At 34.3% G+C, this 19,225-nt stretch carries 13 protein-coding genes; 4 read left to right on the forward strand and 9 right to left on the reverse strand.

Annotated features, from left to right (window positions below; genetic code table 11):
• From nuoK to ACGH47_RS10355, 4 genes are read left to right on the forward strand one after another with little or no spacing between them, the layout of a single operon-like run.
• Nucleotides 1-303, forward strand: coding sequence for an NADH-quinone oxidoreductase subunit NuoK (nuoK, locus tag ACGH47_RS10340; RefSeq protein ID WP_267351481.1), 303 nt, complete (start codon nucleotides 1-3; stop codon nucleotides 301-303).
• Nucleotides 300-2,147, forward strand: a complete 1,848-nt coding sequence (locus tag ACGH47_RS10345) for an NADH-quinone oxidoreductase subunit L (RefSeq protein ID WP_267351479.1) — start codon at nucleotides 300-302, stop codon at nucleotides 2,145-2,147. The genes nuoK and ACGH47_RS10345 overlap by 4 nt, the downstream gene beginning before the upstream one ends.
• A 17-nt stretch (nucleotides 2,148-2,164) precedes the next feature.
• Nucleotides 2,165-3,712: a NuoM family protein gene (locus ACGH47_RS10350; RefSeq protein WP_267351477.1), complete on the forward strand. Its 1,548-nt coding sequence runs from the start codon at nucleotides 2,165-2,167 to the stop codon at nucleotides 3,710-3,712.
• 6 nt (nucleotides 3,713-3,718) lie between these two features.
• Nucleotides 3,719-5,527, forward strand: coding sequence for an NADH-quinone oxidoreductase subunit N (locus tag ACGH47_RS10355; protein WP_411623367.1), 1,809 nt, complete (start codon nucleotides 3,719-3,721; stop codon nucleotides 5,525-5,527).
• Nucleotides 5,528-5,610: 83 nt separating this feature from the next.
• Here ACGH47_RS10355 and ACGH47_RS10360 read toward each other — a convergent pair whose 3' ends face one another.
• From ACGH47_RS10360 to ACGH47_RS10400, 9 genes are all read right to left on the reverse strand, one after another.
• Nucleotides 5,611-6,621, reverse strand: a complete 1,011-nt coding sequence (locus ACGH47_RS10360; RefSeq protein WP_267351473.1) for a hypothetical protein — start codon at nucleotides 6,619-6,621, stop codon at nucleotides 5,611-5,613.
• Between the two features lie 124 nt (nucleotides 6,622-6,745).
• Nucleotides 6,746-9,442, reverse strand: coding sequence for an inverse autotransporter beta domain-containing protein (locus ACGH47_RS10365; RefSeq protein WP_411599811.1), 2,697 nt, complete (start codon nucleotides 9,440-9,442; stop codon nucleotides 6,746-6,748).
• Nucleotides 9,443-9,846: 404 nt separating this feature from the next.
• Nucleotides 9,847-11,364, reverse strand: a complete 1,518-nt coding sequence (gene purF, locus ACGH47_RS10370) for an amidophosphoribosyltransferase (RefSeq protein ID WP_411590599.1) — start codon at nucleotides 11,362-11,364, stop codon at nucleotides 9,847-9,849.
• 18 nt (nucleotides 11,365-11,382) lie between these two features.
• Nucleotides 11,383-11,868, reverse strand: a complete 486-nt coding sequence (locus ACGH47_RS10375; RefSeq protein ID WP_411597324.1) for a CvpA family protein — start codon at nucleotides 11,866-11,868, stop codon at nucleotides 11,383-11,385.
• 70 nt (nucleotides 11,869-11,938) lie between these two features.
• On the reverse strand, nucleotides 11,939-12,532 hold the full coding sequence (locus ACGH47_RS10380; RefSeq protein ID WP_267351465.1) for an SPOR domain-containing protein: 594 nt from the start codon (nucleotides 12,530-12,532) through the stop codon (nucleotides 11,939-11,941).
• Nucleotides 12,513-13,817, reverse strand: a complete 1,305-nt coding sequence (gene folC, locus ACGH47_RS10385; RefSeq protein ID WP_411623371.1) for a bifunctional tetrahydrofolate synthase/dihydrofolate synthase — start codon at nucleotides 13,815-13,817, stop codon at nucleotides 12,513-12,515. The genes ACGH47_RS10380 and folC overlap by 20 nt, the downstream gene beginning before the upstream one ends.
• 3 nt (nucleotides 13,818-13,820) lie before the next feature.
• Entirely contained in the window at nucleotides 13,821-14,726 is a 906-nt protein-coding gene (accD, locus tag ACGH47_RS10390; RefSeq protein WP_267351462.1) for an acetyl-CoA carboxylase, carboxyltransferase subunit beta, read from the reverse strand.
• A gap of 289 nt (nucleotides 14,727-15,015) precedes the next feature.
• Nucleotides 15,016-16,554, reverse strand: coding sequence for a murein biosynthesis integral membrane protein MurJ (gene murJ / locus ACGH47_RS10395; protein ID WP_267351461.1), 1,539 nt, complete (start codon nucleotides 16,552-16,554; stop codon nucleotides 15,016-15,018).
• 211 nt (nucleotides 16,555-16,765) lie between these two features.
• Nucleotides 16,766-18,880, reverse strand: coding sequence for a TonB-dependent receptor (locus ACGH47_RS10400; RefSeq protein WP_411623368.1), 2,115 nt, complete (start codon nucleotides 18,878-18,880; stop codon nucleotides 16,766-16,768).
• Nucleotides 18,881-19,225: the final 345 nt, after the last annotated feature.

Below are 19,225 nucleotides of genomic sequence, written 5' to 3' on the forward strand. Positions count from 1 at the left end.
ATGATTCCATTAATGCATAGCCTTATTTTAGCTTCTATCTTATTTGTCCTTGGTTTACTAGGCGTGATGATTCGGCGCAATCTCTATTTTTTGCTCCTTAGCCTAATCATAATGAATAATGGTGCCATTATTGCTTTAATTGCTGCAAGTAGCCACTGGCAACATACAGATGGGCAAGTACTGGCTATTTTAGCGATTGTAGCGGTACTTGCCGAAGTGTGCGTTGGACTTGCCCTTTTTAGAAAGCTAGTTTACCGAAAGAAAATTTTTAACATTGACTCATTAAGTGAAATGAAAGGATGAATTTACTCTATTTAACTATCATTGTTCCTTTGCTTTCTTTTTTAGCCCTTGTTAGCTTAGGAAGACAAATACGATCAATTAATATCATCATTATCGGCATTAGTACTATGCTGATTGTGGTATTAATTACCATATTTTCTTGTATTGATTTTGTTACTAACTCAGTCCCTGATATGTCATTAATTTATAGCAGACCATTATGGAATTGGTTTTCTATAGGGGATTTTGTTGTTCCTATTACTTTAACCTTAGATGGTTTGTCATTAACTTTTCTTGTGTTAATTGCTTTTTTGGGCATGCTTATCTATTTTTTTGCTGCATATTATTTAACATCTCAAAAAGATATTTATACTTTTTATGCTTATAGCAATTTGTTAATAGCAAGTATGTTAACAATTATTTTAGTCGATAATCTGTTGGTCATGCTAATTGGTTGGGAAGGTGTTACATTAAGTATTTACTTACTTATTGGCATTTACTATAAACAAATCCGTAATGGTTTTGCAGCTGTTAAAGCGTTTGTGATCATGCATTTGACCGATGTTTTTTTACTCATTGGTGTGTTTTTAATTTACCAAACGCTTCATACGTTAGATATTCGGAATATATTGACTCTCGCACATGCTAATTTAGCTATCGATTCAGATATCATCTATTGGATAACATTAATGCTATTGCTTGGTGCAATGAGTAAATCAGCGCTGTTTCCAATGCAATCATGGTTTACTGAAAGCACCTTAGCACCCATGCCTGCAATGGCGTTAATGCAAAGTTCAACGGTAATCTTAGCGGGTGTTTATTTAATTTTAAGACTCAGCAATTTGTTTATGATGTCAAGCGATGTACTTTCTATCATGACAATAATTTCATCGCTAACAGTTTTATTTGCGAGTTCTATTGCTCTTGTACAATACGATATTAAACGCATAGTCACTTTCATAAACCTGACACAAATTAGTTATCTGTTTTATGCATTTTCAACTCAACATTGGAGTTTATCACTTAATTGTTTAATCAATTATACAATGACAAGTACGTTACTCATATTAGCCTCGGCAATACTTATCAAAAAATGCCAAGGTGAGCGTGATATAAGTAAAATTGGTGGTTTATATAAAAAATTCCCCGTTTTGTTTATCATTTTTTTAGTCATTCTGTTATCGCTTAGTGCAATGCCATGGATTTCAGCTGCCTTTTACATTAAAGGTGACATTATTTGGGGATTAATGGCTCAAGATAATTTAATGAATGGAACCATTGGGTTATTAGGTATTTTGCTCTCGAGTGTTAGTATATTACGTTTAATATTTATGGTGTTTTATCATAAACCTAAAATTAAACAATTTGCCAAAACGAATTGGATGAGTTATTGCCCTATTTTCTTATTGTTAATATTTACCTCATCATTAGTTATCTATTTTCCGTTACCCATAAAAGGAATAATTCCAATTGCTGCATTAGATACTAATGTAAAATTGTCATTCCAGCTTCTTTTTGCTGCGGTAACGTTACTTAGCATTATCATCGCTTATACACTATTTGCTCATCCTAATAGTGAAGTGAAAGAAGTGTTAAACACGCCCATAGTGAAATTTTTTACACGACTGTGTAAAGCAGAATGGCGATTTGATTATTTACTCAATATTGTTTTTGTTAAGCCTTTCATCTTTTTAACCAGTAAATTGAAAAAGGATCCATTAGCAACTTGGGACAATTGGGTTATGCTGGGTATAAAAAAAATCAATTCATATATTGTCGGCTTCGAAAATGGACATCTCAGATGGTATATGGTTTCAATTGTAATGGGTAGTATTATTATATTAATGTTACTTGTGTTTATTTAATAAAGGTGCAATCTTTCATGTTGTTATGGCTTATTTTCTTACCTGTGACAGGTGGATTTATCGGTTGGTTATGTCATCTTTTTTTACAACGAATGGTAGCATCTGTTGATGCGCAATCACGTTGGAATAAACTGCCAATTTGTATCGCATTCATGACGATTATCATCTCGCTAATATTGGTGATCAATTTTTGGCTGGATGCGCAAGCTATTATGGATCAAGGAAATAGTTGGGTAGAAGAAGTCAATTTTGAATGGATTCCGTTATTAGGTATTCGTTTTCACTTAATTTTAGATGGGCTATCTATCATTGTTATTACTTCAACACTCATTATTGTTTTATTCACTATCGCCTATTCAAGCAAAGAAAGCATTAATAATACTGGATTATATTATCTGTGTATTTTAGCAATGACATCAGCTGTCATGATGTTATTTACAGTTACGGATCTCTTTTTGTTATTCTTTTATTGGGAAGCTGTTGCGATTCCTATCTATTTTTTAATTTCTTTATGGGGAAGACGAGATTCCAATTCTCAGCTACGCTTTAATGGTGCAAGTAAATTTCTTATTTATACGCAAATCAGTAGTTTGTTAATGTTAATCTCGATTGTTTCATTAGCTCTCATTAATTGGAATTTAACGGGTCATTGGACTTTTGATTATCAAATCCTAACCAAAACGCCTATATCAAGTAAAACAGAATATTTATTAATGCTTGGATTCATGGCTGCCTTTATTGTGCGTATTCCTTTTGTTCCATTTCACAATTGGTTTATTGAAGCACATATCGAATCGTCAACAACCGGTTCAATGATGATTAGTGGTTTATTACTTAGTACTGCCACTTTTGGGTTATTGCGTTTTGTCATACCATTATTTCCTAATGCTTCTGCAACAATTGTACCTTTAATTTTAATACTTGCATTAATCACCGTTTTTTATTCTGCACTACTTGCATTTAATCAAACGGATATTAAAAAACTAATTGCTTATGTTCATATTGCATTGATGGGCTTTGTGACCGCTATCATATATAGTGGTTCATTAATCGCCTACCAAGGAGTGGTCATACAAATTATTGCGATTAACTTAGCGATTGTCGGTATGTTCATGATTAGTGGTTTATTAGTTGAATGTTATTCAACACGTAACATCAGTCAATTTACTGGATTGAAAGAGCGAGTCAAATATTTATCATCATTTACGTTATTTTTCATATTGGCCGTATTGGGTATACCTGGCACAGCTAACTTTATAGGAAATTACCTGATGTTACTTGGAAGTTTCACAACATTTTCTTATTCTACAATTTTATTAGCACTAGGATTACTTATGCTATCTATTTCATTCATTATTCGTATGCAACCTATTTTTCATGGCGGTCACGATAATAATGAAACCATGAAAAAGTGTTTTCTTAATATCAAAGAGCTTTTATTGTTAAGTAGTTTATTGGCTGTTCTTATTTTTATCGGATTATATCCTAAAGTCATTTTAGATATGTCATATTCTGTCATGAATCAAACTCAACACTATATAACAACAGAGCGCATGGGAGAGTAATAAGATATGATAGCTTTATCACCTATTTATATATTAAGTCTTACTATTATTGCGCTAATGTTTGCATTATTTCGTTTCAAAGTAAGTACAAAATACTGCGCTATTTTATCTTTATGTGGTTTGATATTCGCATTAATTTGCGCTTCTGTCATGGGATATAAAATTTCAGCCAATGATCAGAAAATTTCAGATATCAGCAGCGATAATATGCAAATATTTATCTCTTCTTTGCCACTGACTTCTCCTGATTTTCAGAATGCAAAATTGTTAGCAGTGGATGCCGCACCAACTCAACCAGATCCACAAACTAATCAGACAGAAGCACTGAGTGACAATAATAATGATGCAAGCGTAGAATCAGCGACTCAAGTCCGCCAACCTCAGTTAGACGAATCCAATTCGGAACAGACTATAACATCTGAAACACCGAAAAATGAAAACATTGCGGATAACCAAGAAAAAAATCAATCCCATTCAGATATTCAACAACCGAATAATGTAAATAATTGGAACTCCCAAGAAATTACAGTACTTTTCACCTGTGATGGCTATGGTTTACTTTATACCAGTTTGATTTTATTAATTTCAATTATCGTCAGTTGCTTAGCATATCGTTGGTTTAAGCAAGAACAAAAGTCTCATGGATTATTTTATATAATATTACTTTTCATGGCATTAGGTGGAGTGACCTTAGTCTACGCCAGCCATTTAATCGCTTTCTTTATTGGTATTGAGTTGCTTTCCATTCCTTTTGTGGGTTTAATAGGATATCAATATATTCAAACCCACTCCCTTGAAGCAGCAATTAAATATATGATTTTATCCGCCGTTGCAAGTGCTTTTTTGCTAATGGGTATTGTTTTTTATTATGCATCCACTGGTGAATTAACGTTCAGTGGTTTAAGTTATCAGTTATCCACTATGACCTACCCAAGCACACTGTTATTAATGGGGGTCTGTTTAATGCTTGTAGGTGTCGGTTTTAAATTATCACTTGTTCCTTTCCAACTTTGGTTACCCGATGTTTATCAAGGTGCACCAACGGTTGTCGCACTTCTTTTATCCACAGTGGGTAAAGTTGCGATATTTTGCGCTATCGCAAGACTATTTTTATTAGCTCCTATTGTAAACAATGAAACCATCCGAATTATTTTAGTTGTGATGGCATTTTGTTCTATTTTATGGGGTAATTTATTTGCTTTTATGCAAAGTAATTTAAAACGTCTTCTTGCATATTCCTCAATCGCACATTTTGGTTATTTATTAATTGCATTAATTGCTGTGCAATATCAAGTTTTGGCCTTAGAAACAATCGGCGTTTATTTGATAGGTTATATTCTTGCAAATATTACTGTTCTGGGCGTAATTAGTTTAGAATCTCACTCAAATGAGCTTCAAGATCATGAAAATGAGCTAGATTTGTCTGGATTATTTTGGCGACGCCCTATCCTTGCATTATCTATGGGAATAGGCTTGCTTTCATTAGCTGGCGCACCTTTAACTCTCGGTTTTATTAGTCGATTTTTATTAGTCCTATTAGGTGTCACCGCTGAACTATGGTGGTTAATGGCAGCAGTTGTAGTCGGTAGTGCGCTAGGCCTATATTTTTATGCTCGTTTAGTGATCAACCTTTATATCAAACCAACTTGTCGAGATGATCAATTTATCAATAATTCAGTAGTAAGTTTTAAATGGCATAAAATTGGAATGAGTGAGTTGCTCATTACCCTTTCTGCGTTACTTATTATGATTTGCGGAGTCTATCCTAAATGGGTATTTAACTTAGTGAGTATGGCACAATACTTAACGGCTTAAACTAATTTAAATAGATGTTCAAACTAATTTATTTATAAAAAAACCACTCCTTTGAGTGGTTTTTTATCTGTCTTAAATAAGCATTATTTTGCGGTTGCAGTAACTTTAAGTTTATAACCTTGAGCACCTGCTTTGTAGGTCGTACTGTACATTGAATCGTTGTTAAGTTGACCTAATGTTATATTTTGATTTTGTGCTAACGAATCTGTTGTCGCTCCAACACCGGCATAAGTACCGTCTAACTCCCAAGTAAAGTTGTAATTTGCAGATAAGTCAGCTTCACCACTATCTAAAGCACCATTGCCATTAGAATCTAACCATACCACAGCTCGATATTTTCCGCCTTGTTTAGGTACGAAAGTACTACCCGCTATACTATAGTTATCATTTGAATCAGCAGCTAAAATGTAGACCCTCATGTCATCAGATTCAATTGGTCCACTTGTAATTTTATTCGGATCTTTTTGTTCACCTGGACCATCATTAGGGTTACTACCTATTTCGTCTTTATTCGGGCCATTAGTATCATCAGTAGGGGCTTTACTTGGATCTGTCGGATCTAATGTATCCACTTGTCCTGGTGCTTGCGTACTCCAAATATCAGCAACTTTTAACCATTTATTTGTATATGGTAAACCAAACTCAGTTTTTTCTAATACTTTGAAACCAATTCGTGTTGCACCAGCAAACTCATTTGTGATTTTAAACGTAATTTTACCATTACTGAACTTAATATCTGAGTCAGCTAAACTGGCTTCTTTCCATTCACCAGACGCACTTTTATAAAATGCTTTAAACGTTTCTTTTACTACTTTACCTGAAGGATCGCTGTCACCATCTTCATCATGTAAAGTATACTCGATAACGACATAATCATTAACTTTTGCAGCTCGACCACCCACGGTATTGTTACCATCAGCATCAGAGGATACTGACACTGTTAAACTGTGATCTTGACCGCCAAGACTTTTAATTACAGGTGCATTACCCACTATATATTTAGCACTCACACCGCTAAGTGCATATGCGTTACTTGCTGCACATCCAGCGATTAACAGACCTAAAGCAATATTTTTTATCATTAAACTTTTCATGTTTAACTTCCTATTTTTCATTTATTAATTATTGTATATCAAAAATAATATACACCGTTTTGTATTTAACTTTTAGATAACCCTTATAAATGGGTTATCTAAAACACTTTTTTAATTAACCATTCTATTTAACAAATACTTGTAATCTAAACCCTTGATCACCTGCACATGCTGAAGGCGTTGCGTTTATCGGATCAAGATTTAACTCTTGTGGAGCATCAGCATTAGCGATAATGCTCGAACCAGAAGTTGCATAACTACCTGTTTTTATACTTCTAATTTTATAATGTGCGTTATATCCCATTGCGACATTAAACCAAGGCCCATTTGGTTTGTTGCTTGCATCAGGTAATGCTGCTGTTGCCGCTCCATTAGGACATGCAACCGCATTAGACCCCACAAGAGACCAAATCACATATGGACTATTCATTTCAGTGACACCATCTGCTGCATATGCTTTGACATAATATTCATTATCAACTTTCCACTCTTTTGAACCATTAGGATCAAACTCTAATAAGTTTCCAGCTTGAGTCGCAACCAATACCCCATCACTTCGATAAACTTTAATTAATCCAGCTTGACCACCAGCAAAATCTATGGATACTTTATTGAACGATGCACCAAATTGATCTATCGAAGTGGAAAATTCAACCACCCCTTCAATATTAGAAGCGACATCTAATGCATAACTATCACCAATTGCATCCATGCCTCCAGCAGTAGCTGCCTTAGCAGAAATTTTTTGACCCATTTTGATTTTTTCAAAGGATTTCACAATGACACAAGGTTCTTGTTTAGGACAAGACGTTACTTGACCCGAAGTACCATCAATTAAGGTGATTTTTTTACCATTACTTGTTGCTGTCCAGCCTTTAAGTACAGAATCAAATGAGTCTGGAATTCGGTTCATGAGTTGTTCATCACTAAACCCAACTGCATCCTCTATTGCTGAAATTGTTCCATTTGGTACCTTCGGCTTTACAAGGCTGGCAATCAATGTTATAGCACTGAGACCATCGGCTGAATTAGAAGCCATTGTGGTTTTATTGCCGTTACGATCAACAGCCCAAAGACCAATCTTACGCATGACAGGATCGGGGATAACTTCAAATGACACTTGATTTGATGTTGCTGAACGACCTTTTTTATCGGTAACGGAAACAGATAAGGTATATTTACCATTAGATTGAATTGGATGACGTTTACCATTTTCATCTACATAACTTGGTGCAACAATTTTCCAATTTTGAGTATCTGCTTTTGGTGTAGCCCATGATGAAGATGTACAAATACCTGTTGTATAACAAAGGAATCCACCATTTGCATCAATTTCAAACATATCACCATTCCATTTTACACTGCTTAATCCTTTCGCATTATAAACAGCGATACTAACATCATAACTTTGTCCTTCAACGAGTTGTAAAGATTCAAGTCCTAAATCAACACTTAATTTTTTCTCTTTATATTCAAGAACGATATAGTTGTTACGATCAACTAAGTCATAACGACTACCAGCTAATGAACGTGCTGCTTGAACCATATCGGGATCTAACTGATCTTTTAAAGGAACCCCCATACGATAATTCATCGTCAATGAAGCAGAAGTGGCTTTTTGATTATTTTGTCCTCGCTTATGTTCCGCTTTGAGGGTAAAAAGTGGCACTGGTGTGTAATCAACGCTTGCTGTCACTGCTCTAGGATTTTTTTGTAGGTTATCTTTACCAAATAATGCCACTTTATCACCAAAGTATTGTTCATACATTAATGAACCACCTAAATGAGGGTACTGTGGTAAATAACCTTGAAAACGAACATCAAAACCTTTTGCAGCACGTTCTAAATAATCATCAAAATCACGAGATTGTTTCCAATTTGATAATGGATGATAATAGTTAGCTGCAAGTTTCATGTAGTCACTCCAAGCCTCAACACCTAAACCTAAACGATTGTGTGAACGTTGAAAGTCATGATCCAAAAATACGTTATAGCCTAATAACCATTTTTTATCTGCAAAGTCCCAACGTTGACCAATACCAATATTTCCAATACGTCGTTTATGTTCATATTCTTGAAATGATATTTGACTAAATATCAAGGTATTTTCTGTATCATACCAAGGACTAAATAGTTTAACGTTGACGTTACTAAATTGTCCTTTATCACTAACGTCAAAAGATAATTGAGCCGTACCAAAACGCCCTAAGAAGTCTTGGGCAGCGGTACGAAGTGGATCAACAACATGATTTTTCACACTACTGCGTAAATAATCCTCTGCGTAATCCTTACCTCGATTGGCCAATTGACTTGATAAGCCACCATTTTCAGATGATAATAGTTGTTTCCAATCTTGTGTTGCTAATGTCTGTAAAGCATAAGCAACATGAGTTGCAAGCTTATCTTTATCTGCCTGTACATCATAATTTTCATCTGATCCTAAATCCGGTAAATTTGTATATTTGTTTTGTTTAGTATCTTCAGCTTTACTTGTACTGATGGCAGGTAGTAGTGGGGAGTTTTCAGGAAGCACGAGAAGCTCACCTTCTTCAATCACATCCTTTTTATCAAAGCGCCCATTGTTCATTTTGCGTAGTTGGTCAACATTTATACCACTTATTAATGCTATTTGGTAAAGGCTAGCCTTTTTATTGTTAACCATTTCTCGAACTTTAATACCATTTTTAAGTTCAATAACTTTACTGTTGTCTACAGCAACAGTAGAAGTGCCTTGTTTCGAATCCAATGCCATAGCTGTCTGGCAATTTAATGCCAGAACAACTAAGGTTGAAACAATTTTTAAATTAAGATTTGTTTTCATCTTAATCATTCCTCATATTTCACTTTATTGATAATATATGTATCAAAAACACGTTTTATTCAGCTTTTTGATAAAAAAGCTTCTTTGTTTAGAATAAAAAAACGATAGCATTTTTATTGTCTTTAAAATTCTTTACAAAAAATTACTTTTTTTAAGATTATATTACAAAGAAGTCATTGTTCAATAACTTTTTTAAAATATTTGTAAAGATTTGATGAAAATGTCTTCAGAATATGAGGAGAGATAGATTAAAATAAAACGTGGGATTTATTTATCAATTTGATAATATTAATAATACATTAGTTCTCTTTATCTAATACTAAATAAAGCAGATAAAAAAGATAGAAATATTAGAATATTAGTATCTTTTTTTATAAAAATGTCATTTTCAGCAAGAATACTAATTATTGTTCTTCATTATATATTTCAAGATTTTCTGATTCTTTACTATTAAAAGCTTTTTGATTTTGATTTCTTGTTTGTTCTAATTGAAGCAAATAGCTTTCATCAATACCGTCTGTAATATATTGCCCATCAAACACTGAACACTCGAAATGATGAATCTTAGGGTTCTCTTCACGGATTGAGTCGATTAAGTCAGATAGATCCTGAAAAATAAGTCTATCTGCACCAATATCTTTAGCAATTTGCTCGACGGTGCGATTATAAGCGATAAGCTCACTGGCTGTTGGCATGTCAATTCCATATACATTAGGATGCCTAATCTCTGGCGCAGCCGAAGCTAAATAAACTTTTTTAGCACCAACAGAGCGAACCATTTCCAAAATTTTTTCCGAAGTTGTACCTCGAACAATAGAGTCATCGACAAGAAGGACATTCTTTCCTTCAAATTCAATGCGATTAGCATTAAGTTTACGTCTTACAGAAAGTTTGCGTGTAGCTTGACCTGGCATAATAAATGTTCGTCCAACATAACGATTTTTGACAAAGCCCTGCCGATAGGGTTTATTTAAAATTCTAGCAATCTCAAGCGCAGCATCGCAAGATGTTTCAGGAATTGGAATCACAACATCAATATCAACATCTTTCCATTCTCGTGCTATTTTTTTACCTAATTTTTGTCCCATCAATATACGTGATTGATAAACCGATACCCCATTCATGAACGAATCGGGTCGTGCAAAATAAACGTATTCAAAGATACATGGATAATATTGGGGATTGTCTGAACATTGTTGTGAATAAAATTGCCCATCTTGTGTAATGTAAATCGCTTCGCCGGGTTCGACATCACGTATAAATTCGAAATCAAGTATATCTAAAGCAACACTTTCAGAAGCAACCATATACTCCACTTTTTGATTATTTAAAATGCGTTTACCAATAACTAAAGGACGAATGCCATAGGGATCACGAAATGCAACCAATCCATGCCCAATAATCATTGCGACACAAGCGTAAGCGCCTTTAATAATATTATGTACATGACGTATAGCGGTAAAAATATTATCTGCAGAAAGGGGATAAGTTGGAAATTTGTCTAATTCACTGGCGAAAATATTAAGTAGCACTTCTGAATCAGAATTAGTGTTAATATGGCGTCTTGCTAATTCAAATACTTTATTTCGTAATTCGTTAGCATTGGTTAAGTTACCATTATGTGCAAGTGCTATGCCATAAGGCGAATTAACGTAGAAGGGTTGAGCTTCTGAAGGACTTGAACTTCCTGCTGTAGGATACCGTACATGTCCAATTCCTAATGTACCTTGCAAACGTTGCATATGATGTTCTTGAAAAACATCTTTAACTAAACCATTAGCTTTACGTAAACGAAAGCAGTTTTGTTCATCAATGGTTACAATACCCGCTGCATCTTGACCTCGATGCTGCAATACAGTCAATGCATCATAGATAGATTGGTTAACTGTACTACATCCTAAAATACCAACAACACCACACATACAATGATTACCTCAAAATTACTGCACTAAAAATGAAGACGAATGTTGTATAAAATCAAAAAACCAACGAATAATAACATGAAAATGAGGAATAAGTTGTGATTCTTTCCAGTATTGCGATTGCGAGAAGGGAGTGAAAGTATCAATAAAAAAGAGAACAGCTGCAACCACTAATATTCCACGTAATGCACCAAAGCAGATGCCTAATACTCGATCTGTCCCGGATAAACCTGTTTTTTGGACTAATAAGCCAATAACATAAGAAATAAATGAGCAAACGAGTAATGTCGCTAAGAAAAGGATAGCTATTGCGACAGAAGTACGGATCAATTCGCTATCAAAATAGGTTAAATACTGAGTAATATAAGCATAAAATCGGCTCGCAATGAAAAATGCCAGCACCCAACTAATCAGAGATAATGCTTCTCGAACAAAGCCCCGTATTATACTGACCATGGCGGAAAAAATTATTACGCCAATAATAGTAAAATCAATCCAATTCATCATAGTAACTCACAATTAATTATTTATAGGAGATATTATTTATTACTTTTATTTTTGAACAAATTTTTTTTTAATTAGTAATAATAATGCTTTTTTGTTTTGTTAAATTATTAAGATTATCGATTACTTGTTCTGCTTGCTCCCTTTTAGCATAAGGCCCAACTTGTAATTTTATTAATTGGTTAGGTTCTGGCTTTTTAGGAATAACTTTAACGTTATAATTGTTTAATCGTAATAACGCAACAAGTTCTTCAATCTTTTGCTTGTTTCTTAATGCCGCTATCTGAATCATATATAATTTTGAATCTTGCGTAGTTGTGACCGTTTGATCTGTCGTTATCGGTTCATTGACATCTTCTGCATTGATTTCAGGTGAGATTAATGAACTTGGATTTTGGTCTGTGTCTAGTGCATAAGGAAAATTAGCAACCTCACTTGAGTTATTTTGTGTAAAGCTGTCATCAGGAGTATGTTCGACAGATTGAAACTGCTGATTCACTATGTTCGGTTGTAAAATAGGCGTAGTCGATGTTGTTGTATTCGATTTATCGGTGATGATCCATGGTGCTATCAAAGCTAAAATAAGTAATAAAGTGGCAAAACCAACAAGTCGATTTCTCATTCTATTCTGATTATTTGAAGCGTTATTTTTGTCTTTCGTCATGATTAATTTCACTTAATTCATATTGCTCTAAAACTTCAGCTACCGTATGAAATGAACCACATACGACGATAATATCATTATCTTTGGCATCTTGCATTGCTTTTTGATAAGCATCCGCCACATGATCAAATGTTAAAACACTGGTTTCTTCTTTATCAAGCAAGTATTGCTTTAATACTTCAGCTTTGCAACCTCGCTCACCATAGAGTGTCGCGCAATACCATACATCGCCTTGTAAAATGGATAATGTACTTTTTATATCTTTATCTTTCAACATGCCAATAACAAATCTTATTTTACCTGTTTTGGATTGTTTAGCTTTTAATTGAGCTAATTGTTTAATTAAATAAGTTGCAGCATGTGGGTTATGAGCAACATCAATAATAACCAATGGTGAATGTTGTAGCGTCTGAAATCTGCCAACTAAGCTTGCTTGTTTTAATCCTTTAACGATATCGTCTTGGGTAATATTTAAAGAAGAATAACTTAATGCTGCAATTGCTGTCGCAGCATTAGCTAACGGAACATTGGCTATCGGTAAATGATGATAATTTGCCAAGGGGGATTCAAAAGACCATTGATTATCATTAATTTGTTGATAAGACCAATCGCTATTTACCGTATAGATAGGACAGTTAACTGATTCTGCCACCAATGGAATGGTGACAGGAACATTTTGCTCACCAACAACAGCAATGCTTTTCGATTTAAAAATACCGGCTTTTTCACGCCCAATACTTTCTCGAGTATTTCCAAGATAATCTACATGATCAATGTCTATTGTTGTGATAACAGCAATATCTGCATCAACAATGTTGGTTGCATCCAGTCGTCCACCTAACCCAACTTCCAACACAACTACATCTAATTTTGCTTTTTTAAACTGATAAAGTGCTGCAAGTGTTGCATATTCAAAATAAGTTAAAGAAATATCACCACGAACTTTTTCAATTTCTACAAATGCGTTAACCGTTTCTTGGGCTGTTGACTCTTGATTATTAATTCTTACCCGCTCTGTGAAACGTAATAAATGAGGAGAACTATATACGCCAACTTTTCGTTTTGAAGCGAGTAAGATCATTTCCAATGTTCGGCAAGTTGTACCTTTACCATTAGTTCCTGCAACCGTAATAACATAGGGAGCGGGTTGCAAAATATCTAAACGCTGAGCAATGATTTTTACTCGCTCTAATCCCATATCAATAGTAGTAGGATGTAGTTGCTCTAAATAACAAAGCCATGTCTTTAAGTCAGACATGGCATTAGGTTTTTCATTTTGCATGATCAATTAAACTGTCTCATCAATTGTCATTTCATCGTTATTCACATCATTAAATGGATCGGGAAGTTTCATTAATTTTGCAATTAGGCTGGCAATTTTAGGTCTCATTTCTTTACGATGAATGATCATATCAATTGCGCCTTTTTCCAGTAAAAACTCACTTCGTTGGAATCCTTCTGGTAAAGTTTCCCGTACAGTTTGTTGAATAACGCGTGGGCCTGCAAAACCAATTAATGCTTTGGGTTCGGCAATGTTAATATCACCTAGCATCGCTAAACTAGCTGAAACCCCACCCATAGTCGGATCGGTCATGACAGAAATATAAGGTAAACCTTCATCTTGCATTTTAGCAAGTATTGCACTGGTTTTAGCCATTTGCATCAATGAATAAAGTGCTTCTTGCATTCTTGCACCGCCACTTGTTGAAAAACAAATTAACGGGCATTTATCGGCTATCGCTTGTTCAGCAGCACGGGTAAATAAAGCCCCAACAACTGATGACATCGATCCACCAATGAAAGCGAATTCAAAACAGGCAACCACAACAGGAATACCAAGTAATGTTCCTTTCATGACAACCATAGCTTCTTTTTCGCGTGTCTCTTTTTGAGCCGCAGTTAAACGGTCTTTGTATTTTTTAGTATCTTTGAATTTTAAAATATCTTTTGGCGCAAGATCAGTTCCAATTTCTACATCTGAATCCTCATCTAAAAAATGGTATAACCTGACGCGCGCAGGGATATGCATATGGTGATCACACTTAGGACAAACCTCTAAATTACGATCTAATTCAGCTTGGTAAATGACTTGTTCACAGTTACTGCATTTTGTCCAAACGCCACCGGGTATATTCGCTTTTTTATGATCTGATGATATATTATTTTTACTTAAAATCTTTTCAATCCAGCTCATTATGATTCTCTCATTGTGCTATACTCTAGAAAATATCGGGCTATTGTATAATACTTTGTGCTAATTCTTAATAGTTGTTTTAAATTTATCTTATTTGTTAACCATGTTTGTAAAAAATATTCTTTTACCAAACAATCGTATTTTTTCATTTTAACGCTGATTTTAATATCCAACCAACTGAATATTTTAGATTAAATTATTGCATTTAAGTCATAAAGACAGCCTCTACTTCAATTAAGCGGTATGCTTACAATAATTCGGTTTATTCATAAAATTTTGAAAAAATCATTTAATCAATTCGTTTAATGAAATGCCTGATTTTAAACCCCATTGCAATCAATGATGCAAAATAGATAACGATACCTACCGTGACCAATAACAATAAACGACTTATTCGCATTAACATTGAACCCGTTGACCAATCTGGTAATAATTTCGATCCAAACCATAACACTAATGACATTAACAGTACCGCTATCACAATTTTAATTAAAAATTTACACCAACCTGGCTGTGGTTGATAAAGTTCCTTTTTACGTAATTGCCAAAATAATAATCCGGCATTAAAACATGCTGCCAGCCCAATTGATAATGAAAGACCAGCATGTTGTAGTGGACCAATAAAAACCATATTCATTAGTTGCGTTAAAATTAATGTGACAATCGCAATTTTGACAGGTGTCTTAATATCTTGTCTGGAATAGAAAGCGGGTGCCAAAACTTTGATTAGAATAAGTCCAAGTAAACCGATAGAATAAGCTATTAAAGCACGTTGTGTCATTAATGTGTCATTAATTGTAAATTGTCCATATTCAAAGAGTGTTGAGATAAGTGGACGAGAAATCACACCTAATGCGACAGTGCTTGGCAAAGCCAATAAAAAACAGAGACGTAATCCCCAATCTAATAATTCCGAATATTGTTTATGATCACCATTTGAAAAGCTTTTAGCTAATGACGGCAATAAAATGGTACCCAATGCGACACCCAGTACGCCAGCTGGGAACTCCATTAATCGGTCAGCATAATACATCCATGAAACCGATCCCGAAATTAAGAAAGAAGCAAAAATCGTATTAATGATAAGAGATATTTGCCCAACGGATACCCCTAAAATTGCAGGTCCCATTTGTTTCAACACTCGCCATACACCACTATCTTTTAAATTGATACGAGGTAGCACTAGCATACCTATCTTTTTTAAAGTCGGAAGTTGATAAAGCAATTGTAAAATGCCGCCGACTACGACAGATACCGCTAATGCCAGCACCGGTGGATTAAAATAAGGCGTTAAAAATAGCGTAAATACAATCATGCTAATATTAAGCAATGTCGGCACGAAAGCAGGAACCGAAAAGCGATTCCACGTATTAAGTACGGCACCAACTAATGAAGCAAGTGAAATAAAAAAGATATAGGGGAAAGTGATGCGAAGCATGATGGTTGCAAGTTCAAATTTATCGATAGATTCTTGCATAAAACCTGGCGCTGTCAGCATAATGATAAAAGGTGCAGTCATTACCCCAATTAACGTAACGATAGCCAATACTAATGTTAATAGACCGGCAACATACGCAATAAAAGTCCGTGTTGCCTCGATCCCTTGTTGATTTTTATATTCAGCCAAAATGGGGACAAATGCTTGTGAAAAAGCCCCTTCAGCAAATATTCGTCTCAATAAATTAGGAAGTTTAAAAGCCACAAAAAACGCATCGGTAGCCATTCCTGCACCAAAAAAACGTGCAATTATTGCATCTCGAACAAAGCCTAAAACTCGAGATACCATTGTCATTGAACTTACAGTGGCTAAAGATTTTAATAAATTCATAGATAAGATAGGAGCCAAAAAACAAATGATAGGCATAGTCTACAAATTATTCATTTATTTCACCATGCTTTTTTATAAATAATAATGTTTATGAATTGAAATATTGTTACTATTCAAACAATAAGCGGATTGAAATACTAATCAGACAAATATTATCATCAATTATTCAATATAGAATTTTTATTTCATTCCGCTTTTATTTCTTCATTGGTTATAATTTATAACTTGCAGTTAACAATACAGCTCTAGGCGTGCCAGGCATACTACTTGAACGCCAATATTCTTTTCCTAATAAATTTGTTACTGCAAAAGTCATTTCAAAAGAAGAAGATTGATACCCTATTGCAGCATTCCATACAACATACCCAGGACGTTTATATTGATTTTTATCATCATTAAACATTGATCCCTTATAATTAACCTCAACTTCAGAAAACCAATTGTCATAAGGCAAATAACGTATATTTAAGTAACCGCTATGCTTAGATGTATTGGGCAAATATTTTCCTTGATTAACTGGCATTTTTTTATCTTTATGAACTTTAGCTTGCTGATAACCAATACCGCTGTTAATGTACCATTTTGGTGTTAATTGTCCGATGATACTTAGCTCGATACCTTGACTACGGTCACTGCCTTTTACCTGCCAATTATAAGGATCGTTCACCGCATCGGGTTGATAACGAACGTTGTATAATTCAAGATTATAAAGTGCAATTTGAGAAGATAATTTATCATTTAACCAATCACTTTTTACGCCTATTTCATATTGCCTTGAATATTGTGGTTTATTATCGTAAACCGTTTTCGAGTCTGTTGAAATGGTAATCAGTCCTCGTCCACCATAAGGTGCAAAATTTTTACTATAGGAAGCATAAAAACTTTGCGATTCGATAGGTTGCCAAATTAAACCGATTCGAGGGCTTAACGAGTGACCATTATATGAACGGCTTTGATGTTTAATTTTATCATCTGATGCAAATTCGTAATTGTCATAGCGTAAGCCCATCAACAATTTCCATTGTGATGTAAAACTCATTAAATCTTGCCAATAAATCCCTTTTGAAGTCGCTTTATGATTCGTTTTAGTATTTAGCTTATTGTAATGTGGTTTTTTAGAATTCCAGTGTGGATGGTAAGGCTCAACGACTTCAGGGTAAACACTCGTTAATGCTAATCTAGGTTGACGTTTTTCTATATTATATTCAATGCCGACTAACATATCATGACCGATACTTGCTGTAGTAAATTTGCCTATTATATCGAGTGTATTACTATAGGTTTTATTATCAGTTTCTTGCCAAGCTCGTCGAAATTGTAGTTTACCTGCATAGTTACACGTTTTTCCACTATTTGTTTTGCCATATAAATGGCAATAATCACCACCATAAATATGGTCAAAATTTTGACTCGCTTGACGATAAAGGTTAGTCAATTTTAATGACCAATCATCATTAATTTCAAAACCTATCACCGAACGTAATGATTTAAAATTATCTTTTACGTAATCATCAGGATGCGCATAAGTTGTTTTAATTGAAACCCCTTTTGGTAAATTATAGTAAGCTGGTCCTCGGTCTGGTTTACGCCATAAGTGATCATGAGTATATTGTACTAACCAATTAAACCCGTCTAAATTATCATAGAGTATACTTGGCGATACCATGGTGTCTCTTTGTTTAATTCCTTTGCGAAAACTTTTTTCTGATTGGTGATCAACTGTCATTCGGATCGCTAGTTTCTCATCGACAACATGATTAATATCGACCATACCGCCATATTTATCCCATGAACCACTACGTAAGCTTAAAACAGTAGGTGAATCAAAATTAGCTTGTTTACTAATCATGTTTATCATTCCCCCACCAGAACCACGACCATAGAGTACCGAAGCGGGACCTTTTAATATTTCCACGCGTTCAATATTAGCTGTACTTTGCCTAACTTGCCCACTTGCACGGACACCATCCCGATAAATATCGCCAGAACTTGCGGAAAAACCGCGTATTTTTATGCCTTCATCCCGCATATCATAAGTAGTATCAACACCGGGTATTTTATTGACGATTACACTTAAATCATTTTGTCCAAAAATTTTTTCTTGATCAATGTTAACAGAATTAATGGATTGGGGTATATCTTTAATATCAAATGGCATTTTTGTCGCGGTTGATGATTTTTTTATTCGCTGGTCATTGATATCGGTAATGTTGGCAACAACCTTCATTGTTTCGATGTTTGCAACATCGTCTATTTTATCTTGAGCGCTAACAAAGGGTGCTGTACTTATTAGCCCCAAAATAGCGAATTGATGACTTAATTTCATTGTTTTTCCTATCTTTTATCGTTTTATTATAATTTGTTTCAGTTGGCTAAAGTTAAAGCAACAATAAATATGATAATGATTATTATTTACATTTACAACTTATTTTCTGTTTTATAAAAATATTGCGACAAAGAATATTAAAATCTAACTGAAATTAAGCGTTATTCAATGGTGTTTAAATGGATTGCGGTTTGAGTATAATTAATTAAAAGGAGGTCTCTGTATTTACCCTATAGATAGGCTGTAAAATAGATTGCTTTAAAATCGAGAAAATTTAACAAATGAACATAATTTTTTAACCCTTTTGTTGTGTTAACCCATCTTTTAAGCTTAACAGAATAATGG

It is taken from the genome of Gilliamella sp. CG16 (assembly GCF_046635785.1).
Classification (GTDB): Bacteria; Pseudomonadota; Gammaproteobacteria; order Enterobacterales; family Orbaceae; genus Gilliamella; species Gilliamella apicola_I.